Origin of the sequence: Neisseria musculi (assembly GCF_014297595.2) — a bacterium.
Classification (GTDB): Bacteria; Pseudomonadota; Gammaproteobacteria; order Burkholderiales; family Neisseriaceae; genus Neisseria; species Neisseria musculi.
In genome coordinates, this window is sequence record NZ_CP060414.2 from 292,497 (window position 1) to 315,603 (window position 23,107).

Genomic DNA, 23,107 nt, shown 5'->3' on the forward strand with positions numbered 1-23,107 from the left:
AACCGGGCGGCCGTCTGAAATGTTTCAGACGGCCTTTTACTATTCCCCTCCGCCTTCAGGGCGGTTTTTTTCCATTGCCGCACAAAGCGGCATTTTCTTTATCCGTAGGAGATGTTCCGATGAAATCGAGCACAATCAAAAAAGCTGCCGCAGCTGTGGCTGTCGGCCTGATGGTTTCCGCTGCCCCGGCAATAGCCGGCGGCATTCCCGTTTTTGACGGAGCCGCTGTCGCCCAGGCTGTCCAGCAAGGCATCCAAATGGGGCAGCAGATTGAAAACCAAGTGAAGCAGATTACCGAACTGAAAAACCAGGTCAAAGCCCTGACCGGCAACCGCAATTTGGGCAACATTCTCAAAACCGAAGCTCTCGAGCAACTGCCCGACGAATGGAAGTCGGTTTACGATGCCGCGATACAAGCAAAGAAAGGGAACTTTAACGACTTGTTGGGCTCAAAGGGTTATAACCAAAATGCGGATAACGACCGGCTGGTCAAACATTTTGATTTGACGCTGAAAGCCATTAAAGATTCCGAACTGCGCTTTCAGAATATCAAGGCACTGATGAACCGGGTAAACACCACTCAGGATGCGAAGGCCGCCGCCGACCTGCAAAACCGTATTGCCTTAGAAAATGCCTATATCCAGCAGAACCAAACCCGGCTGGATATGATGGAGCGGTTTATGGTATTGGACGAAAAAGTCCAAGTGAAAAAACGGCAGGCTCGGGATCGCTGCATCCGGGAGAATCGCATTAACGGCACCAACAAATCCTGCACTTAAGAGGTATTGAGATATGAAAATTTCATTGCTTGCTATTACTGCTGCAGCAGTGATGCTGTCCGCCTGCGGAGAACCCGAAAAAAACGTTTCTGACAACCATATGCCCGTAATCACTCAAAAGGATTGGGAAAAATCGGAAATGAACAAAAAACGCGACCGCTGTACCCGGGAAAACCGCATTAACGATACCAATATAGACTGCGAAAAAAATATCCCAGACCGCCGGAATAGTTTTAATGTTTGATAAAAACAAGCCGCCGTTTTAACGGCGGCTTTGCTTTTTGGAGTTGGAAATGACGTATTTCAGCCAAACGGCCAAGTTGTTCGGGGCCGATCTAGGGCAGAACCTGCTTGAAAAAAGCAGCTATCTGATTAGCGAAATCAGCCCCCTGTTCCAAGCGGCATTTGCCTGCTATGTGCTGCTGGTGGTTATCTCGTACCACGGACAAGGCAGCGCCGAAAGCATGGTGGACTTCACCAAACGCGCCATCGGCTGGGTGGCGGTCATCTGCCTCTCGTTTTCGCCGGCGGTGTTTATGAAGTTGGCCATGATTATCTACCAACTGCCCGACGAGTTGGCCTCTTCGTTTGCCGGCGGTTATAAAGTGGATGCCGCGGCTATGGATGCCAGTTGGAATGAGTTGATGAAATTGTCCGGCAAAATCTACAATATCCATGACAAATACACTTGGTATGAAATTCCCGCCCATCTGACCATTTTTTTCAAAATCAACCTGACGGTTGTGGTATTCGGCACCCTGATTATCGCTGTCGCATTCGCCTATTATATGGTGGCCAAAATTTCGCTGGCGCTGGTATTGATGCTCGGCCCCTTTTTCCTGGGCTGCCTGCTGTTCCCGTCCACCCGGCAATACGGCATCAACTGGATAGGTTCCTGCCTGAACTACATCATTACCACCTGTATGTTTGTCTTGCTGACGATGGTGCAGATGCAGGCTTTCAATTATGCGGTTAAAACGTTTCTAACGGGAGCGCTTTTCGTAGATGCCATGAAAGCCCAGGAACTGCCCACACTGTTTCTGTTGCAGGCCATTGTATTTTTGGTGGTGGCGTTCAATATCCCCAATATCGCTTCAACGCTGACCGGCGGAACGGCCATACAGGGGGCGGCACGTCAGTTGGGGCAGATGGCGAGGGCGGGAGGGTTTGCCGGCCGCGCAATCGGCAAAACGATCAATGCCGTTGCCAATGCGGCAGGACGCAGAACCGGGGGAACTATTTCGCCTAACCGCCGTCCATCTTAAAGATAAGAGAGGGGGAGTTTTATGGTTGCCCGTATTTCGTGGCTGGGTTATGTCCAGTATACCGTTATCGGTATTTTGCTATATCTGTTTTTGGTTTCGTCTGTTTTTTGGATGATTTCTGCCGGTATCGGCTCTGTGTTGGGTGAAAATAAGGCTGTTGCCTATACCGTATTTTGGGTTTTAACCGTGCTTTATCTCGCAGGATTCGGTTATGTACTGTACCAAATCCGCCAATGTAAAGCATTTGTGGATCAAGACGGTGTTTGGTTTTACAGCGGCCTTTTCCCCTGGACGCGCGGAATACGCGGTGTGCGGTGGGAAAACTTCGATCAGGCACAGTTTCGGCCGGGGATGTTCAGCTGGATGTTCTGTACTTATACCGTTTACCTGAAAGACCGCTATGGTGGGACGGTTGTCATTCAAAATCTGTTTAACGGCAAGGATTGGAGCGGCTCCGTTAACGATGTGGCACTCGGTTCTTCTAAAAATACAGGAGGTTGATATGCGGTTTGTTGTTACTTTTCTTCTTGCAATGGCGTGTGCTGCCGTGGTTGTGCTGTTTCCCGACTGGTATTACGCCCCTGCTTTCGGCTTGTTGAGTGCCTTTTTCGGATTGGCACTCTTCGGCATGATTTTTGGCCCGCATATGGGGCCTCCGCCGCCATATTATGACGATGATCCGCCCGTTTACCGGAACGGCCGCCGGATTAAATGACTTCCATACAACCAACTGTGTGCCTGCTGATGTTTATCGGCAGGCTTTTTTTTATTTCCGAAAGGCAGAATGATGAAAAAAACAATATTGGCTTTGGCGGTTGCAACACTTGTTGCTGCCTGCTCAAGCAAACCGCCGCAACCCTCCGGGGCTGCGTTTCCGATTAACCAACCCGCAACAGGTGTAAACAATGTCCGTTAAACAATTATTCGGCAAAAAACCCAAAACCGCTGCCGAGCGTGCCGAAGCAGAAGAGAAAAAGCGTGAACAAAGCCTGAATAAGCAGGTTGCCCAAATGATGCAGATGTCTGCTGATTTTGAAAAATCAAAGGTTGAATCTGCGCTGTCTCAAGCCAAAAGCTGGAAAAAAGGCTTTTTTGGAAGTTTGGCCGTAAGTGCTTTGTCCGTTGGTGCCATTATGGGACTTACTCCGTTGAAAGAGGCGGTGCCGTTTGACCAGCGGGTAAACGATACAACAGGTGCGGTGGATATCATCACCACGGTCAAAAATAAAGAAATGCACTACGATGAAGTGATCAATAAATATTGGCTGTCACAATATGTGCGTTATCGCGAAAGCCATGACTGAGATATGATTCAGGCCACATACGATGCAACGACCCTGATAAGTGCGTCGGCGGTGAAGTCCGAATTTACTGCTTTCTATAACCAGCCGACTGCCCCGCACAAGGTTTTGAAACAGAACTTCAAAATTGTAGCAAAAGTAACTAACATTGCTTTTGTCGGTGATTTGGCCCAAGTCCGCTTTACCAAACAGACACTTCCTACTGCGGGGCAAAGCGCCGACCCCATCCCGCCGCAGAAGATGATTGCCACCATTGCCTTTAAATTTGGGGCTGAAGTAGCTTAGCCCTAAATACCACACCAATCCCGCAAGATTTTCAACTGCTCACTTGGTGTGCCAAAGTTAAAACGAAACCCGCATTCTTTCAAGAATAGGGGAAAAGACTTTCGGTCGATTCCGTTGTATTTGCGCAGCACACGCTTGGCCTGATTCCAAGAATTCCCGATGCCGCTGATGTGGTTTTGCCTCTAGGCAAATGTCTTGCCGTGGTTAATCCTATGGTGGTGAAAACCGCCGACATCCGGGACATCATCGCTGCTTAAACTGTCGGTATACACCACACTGTCCGGCATGATTTTCTTCGTAATAACAGGCAACAAACTCTCTTTTTTGGCGTTATCCACGACCACGGTATAGACCTTGCCGCCACGTTTGAGGATGCCGAAAATCACCACTTTGCCTGCGGCTCCTGTGCCGCGTTTTCCTTTGCGCTTACCGCCGGAGCAGCTCTCATCTGACTTTACGGAACCTTCAAAAACCTGATCGGCCTCCAAGGCCGAATGACGGCTGATGACGAGGCGGATTTTGCGGTAAAAGAGTATGGCGGTGTTGGGCCGGATACCCAAGACATCGGCAGCCGAACGGCGGTAACTTCCGGCACAAAATATCTGAGTAGTGTCTTCTGTGCTTTTTTTGCTTAATTTACAGTTTGTTATCTTCATTTTAGCAGCCTGTCATGACCGCTAATCTACGTCAGCCCCCTATTTTTTTGTAGCAGACACATGCAGCGTATCTCTAATGAATAAGCCAAAATCAAATTTGTGCAACTACTGCATAATGCCGTATTTTTTCTTAGATTTGATAACAAATCGTGGCATTAGTCGGAAGATCAATCAAGGTACGGTTAATTCAAATGAGACAAGTTAAAACAACACTGGGAAAACATACTAGTAGCGACTCGTCTAACAACGGCGATCGAGACCAGCATGATAATACCAACAAGAAAGACGACGACAAATAAATAAAAAGTAAAAAGGAGATTAAGAATGCAGACGATTTAAAAAAATGGCATCGGCTGGGATTGCATCGTTTGGTTTTGTGGGGATGGTTGTTACACAACCGATGAGTCCGCAAATGGATGGCTATATCAATGAAGAAGTTCTACCACGCAGAAATGGTGGTGCATCACTATAAAATAGCGGTCCCGCGACAGCAGAAATAAGTGCTTGACATGCTAGAGAACGCAAAATACAGGCAGAAATATAGCAATTGCTTGCAACGCCTTTCTATATGGCCATAGCGTAACAAAGAGCTATTGAGCAGGTTCTAAAACAATGTGAATCATCCAATTGCTATGCATTTGCAACGTTTGCCAATGCTTGCTGGGTAGTGACTCGGCTCGATAGAGTGGCAACTTCAGTAGAAGATTTTTTTTTGCCGTTATTGACGAGAATGATAGAAAAGCGGTAGCTAAGCCATGCAAGCATGCAACGCCCAACATAGTTATGACAAATGTAGCCACATAAATCCCTAAGCGAAAAGGGAATGGCCTTTTGCACCGGATACGATTACAGCATCTACGGCCCAAAATACCCCCAAGCCACAGCAAGACCAAATCGAATAATTCTATCATGGTGGTTTAAGTCGAGGCTTTGGCTTGGTCATCTCATCAACCAGCGTATTGATGACTATCTGGTTTATCTTCCAAGACTGGCGCATAGCCACCAGGCAAAGCCGCGACAGCATGAAAAGCTTCATCACCAAATCGGTGTAAGTGGTACTGGTCATGGTTTTGGTAAACCGGTACCGTTGTTAACCAAAGATCGGAAAGGCGCATTACTGACTTGGTCGAACGGGTTATCTGTCATGCTATTAGTAGCAAATTTAAGAACTTAGAAATTAAAGACACCGCCTGCGCCTTATCATTGAATGCGGATAAAATCAGTGTACATATCGTAACCACAGTAAACAAGCTTTCTTTTTGGGCGTTGCTCACTATGAGCGTAGGAAAGCCTGGCACCAAGCATTCCTACGCTTGCCACTTAAATAGCACACCTCCAATTCTACACCCTCTCAAAAACCTGATTTACCCCAGAACCAAATGATAGCTGATGATGCAACAGCTTTTGCGGTAAAAGACAATGGCAGTATTGGGCTAAATACTCAGGATATCGGTAGCCCACAACATGCGATGGTTTCCGATACAAAATATTCAATTGGTTTCCTTTGGAAACTTTTCTTTGTTACGGTAGCCTATTTTCATGTTAGCAGGCCTGTCTCGACTGCTAATCTATTTCAGCTCCTAAAACTTTTTCCACTGTTTGCTCGCCACACTTTACAGTAGCCTTGTACCAATGGCAGAATATGTTTACAATATTGTTTCTTTATAACTCGGGTCTGTAGCTCAGGGGTTAGAGCAGGGGACTCATAATCCCTTGGTCGTGGGTTCGAACCCCACCGGACCCACCATATAAATCAATATATTGCGCATAATTGTGCTTGCTGGAGTTTTCTAGTGTGCAAAATTTGTGCCATGATTAAACCCAATCCTATCCAATAAAGCCGTATGGTTCTGCAAATGTTCAGCAGACAAATGTGCGTATCGGCGTACCATCTCAATACTTTCCCCATTTCCTGCAAAGCAGCGAGCAGAACACCGGTCTGAACCAGCCAGCTTGCCTATGTGTGGCGCAGGTCGTGCCAGCGGAAATCTTCGATGCCGACCACTTCCAACGCCTTTTTCCACGGCTTCTGTATGTCGCAAACCGGCTGCCTGCGCCTGTTGACAAACACAGAGTCGGGATGTTTTCCGCGTTGTTTGAATAAAACGGATAATGCCGCATCGTTCAGTGCCACGCCCAGGGCGTGCCCCGATTTGGTTTCGTCATGATGCAGCCATGCGACTTTGCGTTCCAGGTCGATTTGCTTCCATTTGAGATTCAATACGTTGGATTTGCGCAAGCCCGTGTTCAGGCTGAATACTGCCATTGCGCCGATATAGTCGGGCAGTGCCGCAACCAGCTTTTCCGCTTCATCGGGTCTGAGCCAGCGGACGCGCCGCCGCGCCTCACGGTAGCCTGTCAGTTTGGGGGCCGTGTTGAGATAGTCCCAGTCTTTTACGGATTTGTTCAACACGGCACGGACAAACGAGAGATAGCGGTTTTTGGTGGCATTGCTGCCTTTAATCTTGGCGATTTCGGCCATAATCAGGCTTTTGCCCAGTTGGTGCAGATACAGCCCCCTGAAGGCGGTGAGCCTGCGGATTTTGGTTTCATCATCGATCAGGCTCTTTTTGTCGCGCCGCTCTTCCAGCCAGCGCAGACAGGCTTCATCCCACAGTATTTTGGGCTTTTCGGCAAAGTGCTTTACCCGCCACAGGTCGTATTTCAGTTTATCGTGATACTCTTGTGCCTCCTTTTCACATTTTGTTCCAGTCGAGCATCTAATGCGCTTACCGTCCGGCGAATAGATATCGGCATACCATATGCCGTTGTTGCGTTTGTAAATCGGCATTGTTCTTCACTCCTGTTTCCGAGCGATGCCTGCACGGCATCATTTTCCGAATCATGCAGAAAAGCGTCAAGGGCAGGCTGGGTAATGCAGTATTTCCGCCCGGGCTTTGAGGCGTTCAGACGGCCTGCGCGGATATGCTCCCGTATCGTTTCGGGATGGCATTTGCAGTAGGCCGCCGCTTCGGTTACATCGTAGGTTTTCACAGTGATGCTCCATATACGGTTTCATACACGGGGTAGGTGGCGGTTTTCAGAAACTCCGCCAGCTTTCTGACCGCCAAATGCCGTTTGATTTTCGGCTCGATTATCAGATAGTCTGCGGCAGAAACGTAAAAAAGCAGGCAGTAGAATCTGCCTGCTTCTGTCTGTACCGGTAACAGCCGGTAATGCGGGTAGCCGGTTTGCGGCGGGGTGTATCCCGCAGAGACTTTAATGGTGCGGACAATAGGAGCAGTTTCAATCAGCATAATCTTTCACCTGTCTGCATTATCCGGTCATTCGTCAAACTCTGACCAAGTAATTTAATGTAAGTAAAGAAAAGAGCACAACCCGGCAGCATCGTCTCAACACTGGAAGTATTTCCTGTAATAAAAAACGAAATATGATTAAAACGAAACAAAACCACAAGCCGCTAATAACAAATTTCATTGAGTATCCTCAAATCACTAATATAAAACGAACAGCATCATCAGCACCAAAGCCGCCGCAAATGCAATTGTCAATTCCATTCCAAAACCGGGCCGCAGTTGCGGTCTGAAATTGAGCCACCCTGTGAGCGGCGTTTCAGACGGCCTTACATCATGCTGTAAATGCCGCCGGCTGTGTTTTCTTCCGTTACGCCCTGCCGGGCATGGCCGGCGGTGCGGATAATCTGCATTTCGTTGCAGACAACCTCGGTAACCGACCGCGCCGCACCGGCTTTGTCGGTGTAGAGGCGGGTGCGCAGCCTGCCGTACACCAACACGGTATCGCCTTTTTTCATATGGCGGCACACGGTTTCGGCATGGCGGTTGTAGAGCAGCACCGCAAACCATTCGGTGTGCTCTTTTATTTCGCCGGTGGATTTGTCCGTCCACTTTTCGGAAACGGCCACGTTGATTTTGGCAACCGGCGTGCCGTCGGGCATATGGCGCAATTCGGGGTCTTTGCCGAGGTTGCCCATGATTTCGATTTTGTTGATGTACGGCATTTTTCATCCTTTCAAAGCAGGCGGGCGGCGGCGTTTTGGGGAGCGGCAGCATGGAAACACCGCCGTGTGTGCGTATCGAGCCCCTTATCCAAACAGGAGGGCAAAACCGGGTTGTGCCGAGAAAGGAACTGCCGAAGCGTATCGCCTCCTTATCTGACAGAGGCAAAAACCAGAAGGGCGTTTTATGGATTATCGGCGCGTATCGCCTCCTTGCCCGACAGACGGGCAGAAACGGCAGCGGCCGTAAGCACCGAGCAGAAGGCGTTTGAAATATGCTCCCGCCTTAACCGGCCCAACCGGTTTTCCGGCTCATGGAACACTTTCTTTGCCCGCAGTCATCCGCCGGTTGCAGACGGTGGGCGTGCGTTGGAAAAGGCCGGGCTGCTCACACTTTTGATGCCGGGAAGCTTGTGTTGTCTGCCGAAGCAACGGCTGCGTGATTTTCGGGCGTTGGCGAAAAAGCCGAGCGCACGGGCGGGCGGTTTTTATCACGCCGCCGGCCGGCAACCGGGAACTTGGGAGTCGTTATGCGGGCGTTTGCTGCCGTTTTATCACTACTCCGGTCGGCAGGAACCGATAACTCCGTTGCAGCGATACGCTGTGGATGAAAAGTTTTATCACGCCGCCCGCCGGCGGAAACCGATAATGCTATGGCAGATATTTGAAAGGAACTCGGTTTTATCACTCGGCCGGCCGTCTGAAGCGGCCATGCCCGATACCGGCGCGTCCGTTTCAGACGGCCGTCAATCCCGCCTTTGCCGGATTCCCTGCCCGGTTCGGAGCAAGGCGGCACCGCCCGTCAATATGCCGGCGTCCGATGCCTCCCCGCTTTGCCGGCGGGGGCGGCCGAAAGAAAAACCGCCCGCTTTTTATCAACTGCTTTCCCGAGCCGGCCATCGGTCAGCAGGCGTTTGCAGACAGCCGAATCACAAACCGGCCCTGCACGACTTTCTGCCCTGCGCCCCGCCGGTTGCCCAAACAGAGCGCAAAGGCTGTCTGAAAATGTTTTCAGACGGCCAATGCCGCAATTATTGCGGGGTGCGGTTGGCAGTGCAGCTTCAAAGGCCGTTGATACTTATTCTGAACAGTTGGCAGATGCAGTTAAACAAGGTAATGATTCGGGTGCTCATGACGGCAGGAGCGGCATTGGATAATTTGCCGGGTGGAGGGGCGGTTTCTTCTGTTGCCAAGGGTGTCGGGCGCGGTCTCGGTATGTTGCTGTCTGAAAACAGCAGCGGTTTGGGTTTCAGTAATTACGCATTTTCAGACGGCCTGTTATCAGAAAAACGGGAAAAGGTGTTATTCACAGCTTGCCCAATCAATAATGATACAGCCCGACCAGCGGCCGTTATGCGGGGATCAGGGGGGGCTGTATTGTGTTGCTCGTGTTGCTGTTAGACGGTTGTGTGTGGTGTGCGTTTGAGTGTTTTTTTCTTGAAAGGGAACAGGCTGTTGTAAACCGCCCAAGCTGCCAAGCCGGTGTAGCCGAGCATAAACAATACGCCGATAACGGCAAAAATGGGCATCAGGCGGTCAATCATGGTTATCTCCGAGTAAAGAAACGTTTTAATATGTGTTGTTTTGTGAGTTTTGTTTTTTGGGTGGTTTGCGGGATTGTGCTTTTTTATTTTTGATTGATATTTTGAAATATTAAAATATTACTGTCAAATTTTATGACTTTGAATTGATATTTTTCTGAGATTGTGTTGTTAATTTATGTAATTAATGGTTTGGAAATTGATAGATTTATGATGGAGGGAGCGGAAAGGAAAGTGTGCGGTGCGGCGTAGAGCCGCAGGCCGTCTGAAAAATGGTGCGCCGTTGCCCGAGCCGGGTGCTGCGCGTACAATTCCGAATCATGAAAAAAACATGTTTCCATTGCGGGTTGGATGTGCCCGACAACATTTCTTTAACCGTGGTTTATGAAAACGAACCGCGCGATACCTGCTGTGCGGGCTGCCAGGCCGTTGCTCGGGGAATTATCGATGCCGGGCTGGGCAATTATTATAAACAGCGGACTGCCGATGCTGAAAAAGCAGCGTTGCCGCCGCAGGAAATGCTCGACCGCTTGAAGCTGTATGACCTGCCGGAAGTGCAGGCGGGTTTTGTGGAAGCCGGTGCGGGTGGTGAGCGCGAGGCGTTGCTGATGCTGGAGGGGATTACCTGCGCGGCCTGTGTGTGGCTGATCGAGCAGCAGCTTTTGCGTACGGCCGGTGTGTTGCGTGCAGATTTGAATTACAGCACCCGCCGTGTGCGCGTGTTGTGGGACGAAGGCCGTGTGCGGCTTTCCGATATTCTGCTGCGCATTCAAAAAAGCGGTTACAGTGCGGCCCCTTATGATGCCGGTAAATTTGAAGAGCAGGCGCAGGCCGAGCGCAAGCATTCGCTGATACGGCTGGCGGTGGCGGGTTTGTCGATGATGCAGACGATGATGTTTGCCGTGCCCGAATATCTTTACGGCCATGAAATCGAGCCGGTTTTTTTGAATGTGCTGCATTGGGGGGCGTTTCTGATGGTGCTGCCGGCGATGTTTTATTCGGCGGTACCGTTTTACCGGGGTATGTGGCGCGACATCAAAAACCGCCGCACCGGCATGGATACGCCGGTGGCGTTGGCGTTGATACTGACGTTTGCGGCAGGGGTTTACAGCCTGCTTGGCGGAGCCGGGCAGGGCATGTATTTTGAATCGATTGCCATGTTTGTGTTTTTTCTGCTCGGCGGCCGTTATATGGAGCAGGTTGCAAGGCGCAGGGCAGGAGATGCGGCAGAGCGGCTGGTGAAGCTGGTGCCTGCGTTTTGCCACAAGCTGAACGGTTATCCCGACAGTGAAAAGGCCGAAGAAGCGGCGGTGGTGCAGTTGCGGCCGGGCGATGTGGTGGCGGTGTATCCCGGCGAAGTGGTTCCGGTGGACGGAACGGTGCTGGCAGGCGAAAGCGAAATAAACGAAGCCATGCTCACCGGCGAGAGCCTGCCTGTGCCCAAGCAGGCAGGCTCGGCGGTGGCGGCGGGCACACTCAACATATCGGGCCCGCTGGTTGTCCGCACCGAACAGGCGGGCGGCGGCACGCGGCTGGCGCATATCGTGAAGCTGCTCGACCGGGCTTTGGCGCAAAAGCCGCGTTTGGCGGAAATGGCTGAAAAATACGCTTCATCGTTTGTATTCAGCCTGCTGCTGATGGCCGTGCCGGTATTCGTGGGTTGGACGATATACGCCGGCCCTTTGCAGGCATTGTGGATTACCGTGTCGCTGCTGGTGATTACCTGCCCGTGCGCGCTTTCGCTGGCCACCCCCACCGCGCTGGCCGCTTCCACCGGTGTTTTGGCTTCAGACGGCATCTTAGTCAGCGGGCGCGGCAGTTTGGAAACGCTGGCTCAGATTGACGATGTGGTGTTCGATAAAACCGGCACCTTAACACGGGGAGCATTGTCGGTTGTTGAAGTGCGCCCGTTGAGCCGTCTGAACGAGTGCCTGGCCGCCGCCGTTGCCGGGGTGCTCGAAGCCCAATCGGAACACCCCGTGGCCAAAGCCATTCTGAATCATGCCGGCAGCCTGGGGGCGGAAGGATACACCGAAATCTGCGCCGAACAGCGCGCAAACTATGTTGGCAGCGGTGTGAGTGCACGGCTCACTGTAAACGGTGAAACACAAATCTGGGCGTTGGGCAAAGCAGATTTTGTGGCAGGCATATCCGGCAAACTGCCCGAAGCGGGTAGAATCGAACACAGCGGCAGTTTGGTTTATCTCGGTAACCAACACGGTTTTCAGACGGCCTTTCTGCTGGCAGACGAAACCAAAGCCGGCATTGCTGATATGCTGGGCAGGCTGAAAGCGCAGGGCATGAAGCTGCACCTGCTCAGCGGCGACCGCCCGGCCGCCGTAGAAAATCTCGCCCGCCGGCTGGGTTTGGACAGCTACCGTGCAGAGGCTTCGCCCGAAGACAAACTGGCCTATGTGGAAACCCTGCAGCGGCATCGGCGCAAAGTGCTGATGGTGGGCGACGGCATCAACGATGCCCCCGTGTTGGCGCAGGCAGATGTTTCCGTGGCGGTGGCGGGCGGTGCCGATGTTGCCCGCGAAGGTGCCGATGTGATACTGCTCAACGAAGATATGCGCGTGTTGCCGCAAACCATCAGGCAGGCGCAGCGCACCCGTGCGGTGATCCGTCAAAACCTGATTTGGGCCAGCGTTTACAATCTGATTGTGGTGCCGTTGGCCGTGTGCGGTTACGTTACCCCGTGGGTGGCCGCGCTGGGTATGAGCTTAAGCTCGCTGGTGGTGGTGGCAAATGCGTTAAGGCTGTTGAAAAAAGAGGTCGTTTGAACGGTAGGTGTTTTGAAAACTATCATCGGCAGAAACACTTTGTTAGGCCGGAAACTGTTTGGTTATCAAGTAATAAAACAAGGATGCCGTTTGGAAGCCTATTTTTTATAAATAGCTTTCCGAACGGCATATGGTTATCAATCATTATTGGTTAATGATTACATTGGAATTTTCCGGCCTTGCTGATCTCTCGGATGCCAAGGTCTTGAACATCCTACCCCAGAACCGTTACCGCCTGCATAGCCATCACAGTTAGGATCCGGTTGAGGCTTTCCTGAATAAGGGGTGATTGGTGTGCTGTCTGTAGCAACAGAGCTGCAAGCTGCTAAACAGTAGACGCAGGCAAGCATCCGATTGATTGCCCCGGATTACCACCGCCACCGCCGTTTAAAGCCCAAGCACCGCCAAAAATTTTATTCAATTCAGTCATGATAATTTCTTTCATAATACTTATGTTTAACTAATAAATTGTTAATCAAGATAAGTTCTGTAATCATTAACTGTCAGCACATTATCTTGATTAATATTTTGGTTATTTAAAACATATAAAGTTTTTTAATTTTTTAGTTTTTTTGTAAAAAAGTGCTTTATTTTTTAATTATTATGTATTCATTAAATTAGAAATGATTTTGTCTTAAATTGATAAATAATTTTCTATGGTTTTCCATCATTTTTATTCTGATTTCAGTTTGCCAGAAGTGGTTGTGCTAACTTGGTTTTTTATATTTAAAGCATATTTTCCGCCATCATTTAGCTTAATGCTAAATAGCCCGTTTGAATCTTTTCAGACGGCATGAAATTTTATACCGACAATTTTATTGTGTATCCAACATCACCAATTACCAGAATCAAAGGAGAATAAACAATGAATTCTGATACCAAGCGTTTGCTTCAGCTTATCCGAACCCGCCTGCCGCTGATTCAGGCGCCGATGGCGGGCGTACAGGGCAGCAGGCTGGCCGTTGCCGCCTGTCGGGCCGGTGCGTTGGGTTCGCTGCCTGCCGCCATGCTGCCTGCCGAGCGGCTTTGTGCCGAAATCGAGGCCGTGCGGCGGCAGACCGGCCAACCGCTCAACATCAATTTTTTCGCCCATAAACAGCCGCAGCCCGATGCCGCGCAACAGGCGGCGTGGTTGCAGGCGCTGCAGCCGTTTTACCGCGAATTCGGCTTGAGCGGGGCAGACATTGCCGCAGGCGGCGGCAGGCAGCCGTTTGGCGAAGAGCAGGCGGAAATCGTGTTGCGCTACCGCCCGCGCGTGGTCAGCTTTCATTTCGGATTGCCCGACCGGGTGTTGTTGGATAAGGTGAAAAGCAGTGGTGCGGTGGTGATGTCGAGTGCCACCACGGTGGAAGAAGCCCGCCGGCTCGAAGCCGATGGTGCCGATATTGTTATCGCACAAGGTTTGGAAGCGGGCGGCCACCGCGGTATGTTTCTCAGCCGGGATTTAACCACCCAATCAGGCACATTCAGCCTGCTGCCGCAAGTTTGCGCGGCGGTAAAGGTGCCGGTGGTGGCAGCCGGCGGTATCTGCAATGCTGCAACAGCCCGTGCCGCCTGCGATTTGGGTGCGGCAGGCATACAGATCGGCACCGCGCTGATGCTGGCAGACGAGGCCGACACTCCGCCTCTGCACCGCGCCGCCCTGCAAAGCAGCCGTGCGGAACATACCGCCTTGACCAATCTGTTCAGCGGCGGTTTCGCACGCGGTATCGTTAATCGATTTATCCGCGAGGCCGGCTTCGTTAATCCCGCTGTTCCGCCTTTTCCGTTGGCGCAGGCTGCGGCAGCCCCGTTGAAAGCGGCGGCCGAAGCGCAAGGTTCCGATGAATTTTCTTCATTGTGGGCAGGGCAGAATGCGCCGCTGGCGGAAACCGGCAGTGCGGCAGAAATTATCGGCAGGATTATGGCAGGTTGGAACGGGCCGGCGGTAATGCCGGCGTAAAATCCGATGTTTCGGAATGAGCAAGGTTTAGCCAAAGCCGGCAGGCTGCGGTCTGTGCCCGTCTCTTCCCAACGGTCGGAGCCAGAAGGCCATCGGGGCAGACGGCGGGGTTTCGTCATCCGATTTCGGCTTTTTCGGAATGCGATATCGCAATACCCTGCTTTTATTTGATAAATATAAATATAGTCCATTGATCGGCAATCTATTTCGAACCGCTTTTTCTTTTTGTTTGAAAAAGCGCGGATTGCCGATACAATGCACGCTTTTCCCGAAACGTGTTGGTTTATGCTGTATTATTTTCTGTGCGATATGTGGGATATTTTGCGCCTGCGTTATAAAAATCCCGCAGATTACCGCTATCCGTTTATCGTTGCCGCTGCCGTGCTGCTGTTGATCGGCTTGGTGAATGCGGCTTCTACTGCACTTTTGTTCGGCAAGAGCCCGGCGGTGGTTGCGCTGACCGTGCTGCTGACGGTGTTGAAATGCGCTGTGCTGAGCTTGGTGATGGGGCGGATGTTGCCGCACGGGAAAACCAAGCTGCCGATGTGGGGTTTTGTATTGGCTTCCGAAGCCCTGTCGGTGCCGCTGCTGGTGTTGTTTTATGCCCCTGCGTTGGCGGCTGCGGGCATGTTTTGGCAGATTTGGATATTTGTTGCCCAAGCGGTCGGATTTATCAGAATGAGCGGCCGGCCGGGTTGGCGGGTGATGTCGGCCTATCTGGTTTATGCGGTATTGACCGTGATAGCGGGCAGTGCGCTGCTGACGGCTGCGGCACAAACCGGCCTGATTGATTTGGACGCGCTCGCCGGGCAGGCTAAAGTGATGTTGGAATCCGGGCCGCAAGCGCGTTAGATTCCGATATGCTGCAATGGTTTTAAAAGGCCGTCTGAATATATTTTTCAGACGGCCTCTCTGCTTTTTCAAACCGGTTAGTGAATCTCCGCTTCTCTGTGGCGTTGCCGGGCTTTGCTGTTTGCTGTATTGTCTGCGGCTTTTTGCGGCCTGGCAGCCCAAAATGAGCGGATTCTCGATACATCGGTTGTTTTCCACAACCGGTTTTGCCGCTTGGCGGATACGGCGCGGCAGTGTTTGGAAACGGTTTTGGCATGTTGAATCCGAAACCGTGGCGCATATTTTGCAGTTTTTAATGCAAGATAACGCCGCCCTGTTGTTAAATATGACTGTTTGCAGGTAACGGATTGCCGCTCTCCTGCGGATAAAACGCACTTTATAAACACACTTTTTTGAGGGAAAAAACATGAACAAACTGATGGCGGTTTTGCTTGCCGCACCCGTTGCTTTGGTTGCACCTTATGCTGCCGCAGAAACCCGGCAGCATCCTGCCCAAATACAGGCGCAGCAGAATATCGACACGGTGTTGGCAGTGGCACGCAACGGCAGTTTGAGCGAGCAGCAGAAAATCCGCCGGATTGAAGGCTATGCCGATGGTTTTTTGGATTACGGGCGCATTTCGGCGTTGGCCGTGGGTTTGCCGTGGCGGGATTTTTCAGCCAAACAAAAAACCGATTTTATCGCGGCCTTTAAAGATATGATGATTTCGATGTATGCGCGCTCTGCCTTGATGGGGGCTGCCGATGCACAGGTGAAGCTGCTGCCTAAAATCACCGATAACGGCAATAAGGTGGAGGTGTTTTCTGAAATCCGCACCAAAAAAGGCAGCAAATACGAAGTGGCCTACCAGCTTTACCGGGCAGGGGCGGTGTATAAGGTGTATAACATTCGTGTGGACGGCGTGAGTTTGGTTACAGTTTACCGCAACCAATTCAATGAGTTGATTAAACAGAAAAGCATTGACGGCGCAATCGCAACCTTGCGCGCCAAAGGTTTGAAAAAAGCCGAGCCGCTGTAATGCCTATCTGGTGAATCCACGCATTTTCGATATTCAGGCATCGGGCTGCCGGCAGCATGGGCGGAGTGCAACCGTTCTGCCTGTTGATGCTTTGGAGGCCGAAACAAGCGGTTTCTTTGAGTGAAACCAAACCGCGCCCGCGCCATATAGGGCAGGCGGATTAGCGATGTTTTGATACGGCAGATAAACGGATACCGCAACAAAGGCCGTCTGAAATTTTCAGACGGCCTTTGTTGCAGTTAGATTGAAATAAAATTGCCTGAATCAGCAGGCTCTGCCGCTGCGGGCAGTTTTGCCGCCTGCAGGCTTGGCCGGGGCTTGGAAAGCGCGTTTGGCCGCCTGAAAGATGGCTTGACGTCTGCGGTGGTGCATCATGGTCTCCTTTCGTTGTTGTTGTCATGGCGTGAGATTCAAGCAATATAATGGCGTTGGCTGTTTATTACAAGCCGGGTTTTGATAAACATTGTTTATTTCTGCCAAGTGTGCGGGCTTTGCAACGGTTTCAGACGGCCTATGGCCGGCACGCTTTGAAATCATGACGATGCCGGCCTGCTCTGCATGCCCTTCGGTCTGCCGACCGGCGTTTGTTTGGGTTGGCTGCAGTCAGCCTCGGTAATGCCGCCAAAAATGCGCCGGCGGGCCGCAGCCTTTGCCGATGCGCCAGCCCGCTCCTGCTTCGATGGCGCCGTGCAGATAGGTTTTGGCCGCCGAAACGGCGGTGTTCAGATTGCCGCGTTGCGGGTGCAGGGCAGCAATGGCGGCAGCGAGGGTGCAGCCTGTGCCGTGGGTGTTGCGGGTGTCGATACGGCTGTTGCGGAAGCATTGCGGCCGGTGGCCGGCCACCAAAAGCCAGTCGCGCGCTTCTTTGCTGTGCTGCCAACAGCCGCCTTTGAGCAGCACGGCTGCTGCGCCTTTTTCCATGAGTTGCCGGCCCTGCCCAAGCATTTCATCTTCATTTGCGGCCGTGGTGTTGCCGGTGAGTGCGGCCAACTCGCTGATGTTGGGCGTGATGAGGCCGGCCAGGGGCAGCAGTTCGTTGCAGAGGGCCGCTATGGTGTTTTCCTGTGTCAGTTTGTCGCCGGAGTGGGCGGCCAACACGGGGTCGAGCACCACGAAAGCGGTGTTGTGTCTGCGCAATGCGGCGGCTACGGCGTGAATGGAGGCGGTGTCGGGCAGCATACCGATTTTCACGGCATCGATGCGGATGTCGGAAAAAACAGATTGGCATTGTGCGGCCACGATGTCGGCCGGAACGGGGTGGACGGCCTGCACCCCTTGGGTGTTTTGTGCGGTAACGGCGGTAATCACGCTGGTGCCGTAGGCACCGAGTGCAGCAAAGGTTTTTAAGTCGGCCTGAATACCTGCGCCGCCGCCGGAGTCGGAGCCGGCTATGGTGAGGGCGCGGGGAAAAGGTTTGCCGGGCATGGCGTATCCTTGCGGTAGTGTATGTGGAAGGCGGGGCGAAGCAGACGGCTGTGCCATACGGTATAACCCCGCTTGGTTTCTGTTGCGGCATTGCTGCGACTTGGCTCGGAGAGAACGATTTTGTCGGCCGTACGGGCGGCAACAGAGCCGATTCTAACTCGTTGTGTTCAGCCTGCAGCCTGGCAATGGAAATGGATTCGCAACGGCGAATCTGTTGGAACCATTATCAGGCGGCGGGTCGCGGATATTGCCGCAGGACGGGCGGATGCCGTGATTGTTTTTACGGGTTGGCTGTTAGAGGTGCCGTTTTTATTTTGGTTTCATTATAGGGAGGCGGTTTTTTTTAGTTAAACAGGATATTGCTTGAGCGGTTAAAAAGGCCGTCTGAAAGTATTCAGACGGCCTCGGTGTCAGATGACGGTGAAACACGTGGGGCGAGGCAGGAGGTAAAGATGATGCTGGGCCGGTTTGGCTGCCGCCCCGGCTTCCTGCAATGTTGTTTTTTGGAGGGGCGGGTAATGCTGTTTGTTTTAATGCCGCCATTATTTGAAAACGGGCGGGGCGGATTCCAGCCCGCGCTGCTTTTCGCTCAATCTGCGGTGGATGTCGAGGGCGGTGGCGCGGCGGTCGGCGCCGGAGGGCACGGGGTCGAGAAAATGCAGTTCGGCCACGCCGCCGGGCTGGCGGATAATCATGCAGATAGATTGCAGCAGGCTGATGTCGCCGTGGTAGGCCATGGCGGGGTTGGGGCTGCTGCCGTCGGGGTTGGGGTAGCGGCACAACACCGGTATCAGCGGCACATCTGCTTCATAGGCCGCCTGAAAAAAGCTGGTTTTAAACGGCAGGATTTCGCGGCCTTCGGTGCTGGTGCCTTCGGGGAACAGGGTAACGGTGTCGCCGTTTTTGAGCGCTGCGGTAACGTGGCGGATTTTTTCGCTGTTGCCTTCGGTGCCTTTGTTGCGGGTAACGTAAACGGTTTGCGCCTGCGTGGCGAGATAGCCGACCACCGGCCATTTGGCTACCTCGTCTTTGGCAACGAAGCGGCCGGGAAAGGCACCGTTAACGGCCATGATGTCGAGCCAGGAAATGTGGTTGCTGATCATCATCTGCCCCCGCCCTTTTTCGGGCAGGCTGCCGTAGACGGCGAGTTTCAGGCCGCAGGAGGCAAGCACGCGCAGCGACCATAATTGAATGGCGCGCAATTTGCGCTGTTTGCTGTAAAAGGGGAACAGGAAAAACATTTCGGCCGTGCCGTAGAGCAGGCAGCTGCCGATGCAGAGTAGGCGGAAAACGGTGCGTAGGGTGGTCATATTGGGTAAAAAACGGTGGTCCGTATGGTTGCTGGCCGTCTGAAAGGCTTGGGCTGAGTCTGCTGTTGTGCCGCGAACCTGCCCGGTTTGAGCTGCGGCACGCCGTGTTTTTGGCTTGGCAAACTGAAGCGGCAACAGGGGCGGCTTGGTATTGCTGCGCCTGCGGCCGGTTGCCGGGGTGCAGGAAAAGCAGACTGCGCCTGCTTTGCGGCAACCGTGCCGCGGGTTCAGACGGCCTGCGCATTTCGGGGTTTCAGGCGGGATGTTTCGGCGCGAAACGTTGCAGGTAGCGGTTGTTGAGCCGGGTGATGTCCATCAGAATCAGCACATCGGCGCAATTGAAGGCTTCATCTGCGCAGGGTTCGCCGCAAAACCAGGCTCCGGCTTTGAGATAGCCCTTAATCAGAGAAGGGCACTCGGGGTGTTCGGAGGGGGTGAGCCGTTCCCATTTGAGCGGGTTGAGCGGGCGCACGCGCCACGGCTCGGGAGCCAGATGTTTCTCTTTCAACACATGATACAGCCCGGCTGCTTCGTGGCCGCCATCGGCAGTGCTGATGCTGCCGCAGCCGATCATAAAGCGCAGGTTTTCATCGCGCATGAATTTCACCAGCCCCGTCCACAGCAGCATCACCAGGCCGCCGTGGCGGTAGTCGGGGTGGATGCAGGCGCGCCCCAGTTCCACGGTTTGCGGCAGAATGTTTTGCAGCGGGGAAAGGTCGAATTCGTGTTCGCTATACCACGAGCCGACAGTGCGGGCGGCTTCTTCGGTGATCAGGCGGTAGCAGCCCACCACTTCGCCGGCGGCTTCATCGAAAGCGAGCAGGTGGTGGCAGTGCCGGTCGTATTCGTCGGCATCCAAACTGTTGCTGCCGGGGATGTCGGCGCCCAATTCTTCTGCAAACACCCGGTAGCGCAAGCGTTGTGCGGCTTCGATTTCCTGCCGGTTTTCAGCCAGGCGCACGCTCAGGCCGATTTTGGGGCCGGTGGTGTTGAAACGGCTGGTTTGCGGCATAAACATAATCCTGTGTGGTAAAAATAACCCGCCAAGTATAGCAGACGGCATAAATCAAGTAACTGGTTAATTTCGTTGGCAGAAGCGGCTCAGGCCGTCTGAAACGCTGCTTTCAGACGGCCTGAGGTGTTTTGATGCAGATGTGCAAACGGTTCATAATAACGGCTGCGATTGTGGCGGATACGCCCGACTTTCCTTTAAAAAAACGGCAGGCATTTGGCTATGGACGACACCGATTTCACCACCCGTTACCGAATATTGAAGCGTAAAACCATCCACAAAATCAGGCAGACGCAGCGGCTGTCGCGCAAAACCGTTGCTTTCGCCTTTCTGCTGGCGGGGGCGGCCCTGGTGGCCTTGGTTTCTTTGCTGTTTGCCCATTTGGCCGACTTTGCGTTGGAGCAAAACGCGCTGCTGGTTAGAAAATACCCGTGGTTTGCCTGGGCGGCGCTGCCGCTGGGGTTGCCGCTGATTGTGTGGCTGACGCGCCGCTTCGCGCCCTACACGGCAGGCAGCGGTATTCCGCAGGTGCTGGCCTCGCTGTCGTTGCCCCACGGTGCGCAGAAACTGAGCCTGCTGAAGTTGGGGCAGACCATGCTGAAAATCCCGCTCACTTTTTTGGGTATGCTGGCAGGCGCCTCTATCGGGCGCGAAGGGCCGTCTGTGCAGGTGGGGGCGGCGGTGATGGCGGCATGGGGTGCATGGTGCAAAAAACACCATCTGGCTTTCAAAGGCATACAGGAAAACGATTTGATTGCGGCAGGCGCGGCGGGCGGTTTGGCAGCGGCATTCAATGCGCCGCTGGCCGGCGTGGTGTTTGCCATTGAAGAATTGGGGCGCGGCGTGATGTTGCGTTGGGAGCGGCAGATTTTTATCGGCGTGTTGGCGGCGGGTTTCATCCAAGTGGCCATACAGGGCAACAACCCTTATTTTTCAGGCTTTCACGGCACACAGCTCAACCATATGCTGGCCTGGGTGCTGCTGTGCGGTTTGATTTGCGGCGTGGCGGGCGGCCTGTTTGCACGGCTGCTTTATAAAGGTGCGGCCGCATTTGCGCCTGAAAAATGGCGCGCTTGGATACACCGCCACCCCGTTTTGTTTGCCGGCGTGGTTGGACTGATGCTGGCCGCCATCGGCACTCTTTATCAGGGGCAGACTTTCGGCACGGGTTATCACGAAGCTTCAGGCGCGCTGCGGCGTATGTATGAAGCCCCGGTCGGCGTGGCACTGGCCAAATGGGCGGCTACCGTGCTTTCTTATTGGGCGGGCATTCCCGGCGGCATCTTTACCCCCTCGCTCACTGTGGGCGCCATGCTGGGCCAGCATATTGCCGATTTGGCTGACCTGCAAACCGGCATGAATGTGCTGGTGTTGATCTGCATGACCGCATTTTTGGCGGCTGCTACACAGTCGCCGCTTACCGCCAGCGTAGTGGTGATGGAAATGACGGGCGGACAAAATCTGTTGTTTTGGCTGTTGGTTGGTGCTATTTTTGCTTCACAAGTGTCGCGCCAGTTTTCCCCAAAACCGTTTTACCATGCGGCAGGCGCGCGTTTCCGGCAGCGTGTTCAGGAAGAAAACTCCGCCCGGCAGGCCGCTTCAAAAGAGAATCCGTAAATGGCAGTCAATTTGACAGAAAAAAAAGCGGAAGAATTACCCGCTGTTGATGGCATGCAGGTATTTGTGGGTCGGGCGGGCGTGAAAAAGCCCGACCATGACGACTTAACCCTGATTGTGCTCAACCGTAACACCGTTGGTGCCGTGTTTACCCGAAACCGCTTCTGTGCCGCTTCGGTTTATGCGGCCAAAGAACACCCGGCCAACGAAAACGGCATCCGTGCGCTGGTTATCAACACCGGCAATGCCAACGCCGGCACCGGCGGGCAGGGCCGCGAAGACGCGCCGGCGGTATGCCGTGCTGCCGCAGTACAAGTCGGCTGTGCACCCGAACAAGTGCTGCCTTTTTCAACCGGCGTGATTCTCGAGCCGCTGCCCGCGCAGAAAATCACTGCCGCCCTGTCCGGTGTGAAACCCGTGCACTAGGACCGTGCCGTCCGCGCCATCATGACCACCGACACCGTGCCCAAAGCCGCAGGCCGCGAAGGCAGGGTGGGCAACCGCCACACCGTGCGCGTCGCCGGCATTGCCAAAGGCTCCGGCATGATTTGCCCCGATATGGCCACCATGCTCGGCTTCATTGTTTGCGATGCCAAAGTTTCCCAACCCGTTTTGCAGATGCTCACGCAAGAAATAGCCGATTTATCGTTCAACGCCATCACCGTTGACGGCGACACCAGCACCAACGACAGCTTCGTGGTGGTGGCCGCCGGCAAAAACGGCCAAAACGAAATCGACAACATCGCCGACCCGCGCTACGACCAACTGAAAGCCCTGCTCGCCGGCCTTGCGCTCGATCCGGCGCAGACTATTGTGCGCAATGAAGAAGGTGCCGCCAAGTTCATCACCATTCGGTGGAAAACGCCGCCGGCCGCTCCGAAGCCCGCCAAACGGCCTATGCCGTTGCCCACCCGCCGCTGGTAAAAACCGCCTTTTTCGCCTCCGACCCCAATCTCGGCCGGCTGCTCGCCGCCATCGGTTGTCCGGTATCGGAAAACTCCGATGCCGGCAAAATGCGCCTGGCCCGATGAGGTTTTGGTGGTAGAAAACGGCGGCTGCGCCGCCGGCTACAGCGAAGAACAGGGGCAGGCTGTGATGGCGCGCGCCGAAATCACTGTGCGCATCGACTTGCAGCGCGGCCGCGAATGCGCCACTGTTTACATCTGCGATTTATCGCACGAATATGTGTCGATTAATGCCGGCTACCGCAATTGAGCCGGGTTATGGAGAAAACGGCGGCTGCTGCCCATTTTAAAATCAGGGGCAGGCGTGCCGGCACCGCCGTGGTTTAAAAGCAGGTAGTCATGAATCTGCCGACCGTGCGGTTGCTGCACAGAGGTGCGAA

20 protein-coding genes, 1 tRNA gene and 4 pseudogenes are annotated in these 23,107 nt (G+C 53.3%); 16 read left to right on the forward strand and 9 right to left on the reverse strand.

What is annotated here, in order from left to right; translation table 11 throughout:
• Nucleotides 1-119: 119 nt before the first annotated feature.
• The 6 genes and pseudogenes from H7A79_RS01360 to H7A79_RS01385 all read left to right on the forward strand — a co-directional run bounded on the left by H7A79_RS01360 (nt 120) and on the right by H7A79_RS01385 (nt 3,630).
• Nucleotides 120-779, forward strand: coding sequence for a TrbJ/VirB5 family protein (locus tag H7A79_RS01360; RefSeq protein WP_187000820.1), 660 nt, complete (start codon nt 120-122; stop codon nt 777-779).
• Nucleotides 780-792: 13 nt separating this feature from the next.
• Nucleotides 793-1,023 carry a conjugal transfer protein TraH gene (locus H7A79_RS01365; RefSeq protein ID WP_187000821.1) on the forward strand — a complete coding sequence of 77 codons (231 nt, stop codon included), beginning with the start codon at nt 793-795 and terminating at the stop codon, nt 1,021-1,023.
• A 49-nt stretch (nt 1,024-1,072) separates the two neighbouring features.
• Nucleotides 1,073-2,044 (forward strand): TrbL/VirB6 family protein, encoded by a 972-nt coding sequence (locus tag H7A79_RS01370; RefSeq protein ID WP_187000822.1) that lies wholly within the window; start codon nt 1,073-1,075, stop codon nt 2,042-2,044.
• Between the two features lie 21 nt (nt 2,045-2,065).
• Nucleotides 2,066-2,545: a cytochrome C oxidase subunit III gene (locus H7A79_RS01375; RefSeq protein WP_187000823.1), complete on the forward strand. Its 480-nt coding sequence runs from the start codon at nt 2,066-2,068 to the stop codon at nt 2,543-2,545.
• 1 nt (nt 2,546) lies between these two features.
• Nucleotides 2,547-2,759: a hypothetical protein gene (locus tag H7A79_RS01380; protein WP_187000824.1), complete on the forward strand. Its 213-nt coding sequence runs from the start codon at nt 2,547-2,549 to the stop codon at nt 2,757-2,759.
• A 304-nt stretch (nt 2,760-3,063) separates the two neighbouring features.
• Nucleotides 3,064-3,630 (forward strand): annotated as a pseudogene (locus H7A79_RS01385) (VirB8 family type IV secretion system protein).
• 2 nt (nt 3,631-3,632) lie between these two features.
• Here the strand turns inward: H7A79_RS01385 and H7A79_RS01390 are convergent.
• Nucleotides 3,633-4,286, reverse strand: a pseudogene (locus tag H7A79_RS01390) (IS1595 family transposase).
• A 1,379-nt stretch (nt 4,287-5,665) separates the two neighbouring features.
• Between H7A79_RS01390 and H7A79_RS01395 the strand changes: the two are divergent.
• Nucleotides 5,666-5,908 (forward strand): hypothetical protein, encoded by a 243-nt coding sequence (locus H7A79_RS01395; RefSeq protein WP_135037712.1) that lies wholly within the window; start codon nt 5,666-5,668, stop codon nt 5,906-5,908.
• A gap of 49 nt (nt 5,909-5,957) precedes the next feature.
• A tRNA-Ile gene (locus tag H7A79_RS01400) sits at nt 5,958-6,033 on the forward strand.
• A gap of 210 nt (nt 6,034-6,243) precedes the next feature.
• Here H7A79_RS01400 and H7A79_RS01405 read toward each other — a convergent pair.
• The 4 genes and pseudogenes from H7A79_RS01405 to H7A79_RS01420 form a co-directional block, all read right to left on the reverse strand.
• Complete coding sequence (locus H7A79_RS01405) at nt 6,244-7,077, reverse strand: site-specific integrase (protein WP_246408015.1); 834 nt, start codon at nt 7,075-7,077, stop codon at nt 6,244-6,246.
• A gap of 113 nt (nt 7,078-7,190) precedes the next feature.
• A pseudogene (locus tag H7A79_RS01410) lies at nt 7,191-7,280 on the reverse strand (helix-turn-helix domain-containing protein); the annotation flags it as partial.
• Complete coding sequence (locus H7A79_RS01415; protein ID WP_187000827.1) at nt 7,277-7,543, reverse strand: lipopolysaccharide heptosyltransferase; 267 nt, start codon at nt 7,541-7,543, stop codon at nt 7,277-7,279. The pseudogene H7A79_RS01410 and the gene H7A79_RS01415, both read right to left, overlap by 4 nt.
• Nucleotides 7,544-7,869: 326 nt before the next feature.
• A complete protein-coding gene (locus H7A79_RS01420) occupies nt 7,870-8,265 on the reverse strand; it encodes a single-stranded DNA-binding protein (protein ID WP_187000828.1) in 396 nt (131 codons plus the stop codon).
• A 645-nt stretch (nt 8,266-8,910) separates the two neighbouring features.
• Here H7A79_RS01420 and H7A79_RS01425 point away from each other — a divergent pair.
• Nucleotides 8,911-9,663 carry a hypothetical protein gene (locus H7A79_RS01425; RefSeq protein WP_187000829.1) on the forward strand — a complete coding sequence of 251 codons (753 nt, stop codon included), beginning with the start codon at nt 8,911-8,913 and terminating at the stop codon, nt 9,661-9,663.
• On the opposite strand, the gene H7A79_RS01430 is transcribed toward H7A79_RS01425, so the two are convergent.
• Nucleotides 9,660-9,806: a hypothetical protein gene (locus tag H7A79_RS01430; protein WP_167743204.1), complete on the reverse strand. Its 147-nt coding sequence runs from the start codon at nt 9,804-9,806 to the stop codon at nt 9,660-9,662. The genes H7A79_RS01425 and H7A79_RS01430 overlap by 4 nt on opposite strands.
• A 317-nt stretch (nt 9,807-10,123) precedes the next feature.
• On the opposite strand from H7A79_RS01430, the gene H7A79_RS01435 reads away from it, so the two are divergent.
• The 4 genes from H7A79_RS01435 to H7A79_RS01450 all read left to right on the forward strand — a co-directional run bounded on the left by H7A79_RS01435 (nt 10,124) and on the right by H7A79_RS01450 (nt 16,398).
• Nucleotides 10,124-12,586: a heavy metal translocating P-type ATPase gene (locus tag H7A79_RS01435; RefSeq protein ID WP_187000830.1), complete on the forward strand. Its 2,463-nt coding sequence runs from the start codon at nt 10,124-10,126 to the stop codon at nt 12,584-12,586.
• Between the two features lie 865 nt (nt 12,587-13,451).
• Nucleotides 13,452-14,528, forward strand: a complete 1,077-nt coding sequence (locus tag H7A79_RS01440; protein ID WP_187000831.1) for an NAD(P)H-dependent flavin oxidoreductase — start codon at nt 13,452-13,454, stop codon at nt 14,526-14,528.
• A 285-nt stretch (nt 14,529-14,813) separates the two neighbouring features.
• Nucleotides 14,814-15,380, forward strand: coding sequence for a hypothetical protein (locus H7A79_RS01445; RefSeq protein WP_135037365.1), 567 nt, complete (start codon nt 14,814-14,816; stop codon nt 15,378-15,380).
• 406 nt (nt 15,381-15,786) lie between these two features.
• A complete protein-coding gene (locus H7A79_RS01450) occupies nt 15,787-16,398 on the forward strand; it encodes an MlaC/ttg2D family ABC transporter substrate-binding protein (protein ID WP_187000832.1) in 612 nt (203 codons plus the stop codon).
• Nucleotides 16,399-17,001: 603 nt separating this feature from the next.
• On the opposite strand, the gene thiD is transcribed toward H7A79_RS01450, so the two are convergent.
• Nucleotides 17,002-17,823, reverse strand: a complete 822-nt coding sequence (gene thiD / locus H7A79_RS01455; RefSeq protein WP_187000833.1) for a bifunctional hydroxymethylpyrimidine kinase/phosphomethylpyrimidine kinase — start codon at nt 17,821-17,823, stop codon at nt 17,002-17,004.
• 72 nt (nt 17,824-17,895) lie between these two features.
• Here thiD and H7A79_RS01460 point away from each other — a divergent pair, with 72 nt between their 5' ends.
• Nucleotides 17,896-18,174, forward strand: coding sequence for a hypothetical protein (locus tag H7A79_RS01460; protein WP_187000834.1), 279 nt, complete (start codon nt 17,896-17,898; stop codon nt 18,172-18,174).
• A gap of 191 nt (nt 18,175-18,365) precedes the next feature.
• Here H7A79_RS01460 and H7A79_RS01465 read toward each other — a convergent pair whose 3' ends face one another.
• Both H7A79_RS01465 and H7A79_RS01470 read right to left on the reverse strand, forming a co-directional pair.
• Nucleotides 18,366-19,133, reverse strand: coding sequence for a lysophospholipid acyltransferase family protein (locus H7A79_RS01465; protein WP_187001588.1), 768 nt, complete (start codon nt 19,131-19,133; stop codon nt 18,366-18,368).
• Nucleotides 19,134-19,386: 253 nt separating this feature from the next.
• Nucleotides 19,387-20,145: a GNAT family N-acetyltransferase gene (locus tag H7A79_RS01470; RefSeq protein ID WP_187000835.1), complete on the reverse strand. Its 759-nt coding sequence runs from the start codon at nt 20,143-20,145 to the stop codon at nt 19,387-19,389.
• A 222-nt stretch (nt 20,146-20,367) separates the two neighbouring features.
• On the opposite strand from H7A79_RS01470, the gene H7A79_RS01475 reads away from it, so the two are divergent.
• Together H7A79_RS01475 and argJ are read left to right on the forward strand one after the other, a co-directional pair.
• Nucleotides 20,368-21,762: a chloride channel protein gene (locus H7A79_RS01475; protein ID WP_187000836.1), complete on the forward strand. Its 1,395-nt coding sequence runs from the start codon at nt 20,368-20,370 to the stop codon at nt 21,760-21,762.
• A pseudogene (argJ, locus tag H7A79_RS01480) lies at nt 21,763-22,977 on the forward strand (bifunctional glutamate N-acetyltransferase/amino-acid acetyltransferase ArgJ). It abuts the gene before it with no gap.
• Nucleotides 22,978-23,107 lie beyond the last annotated feature (130 nt).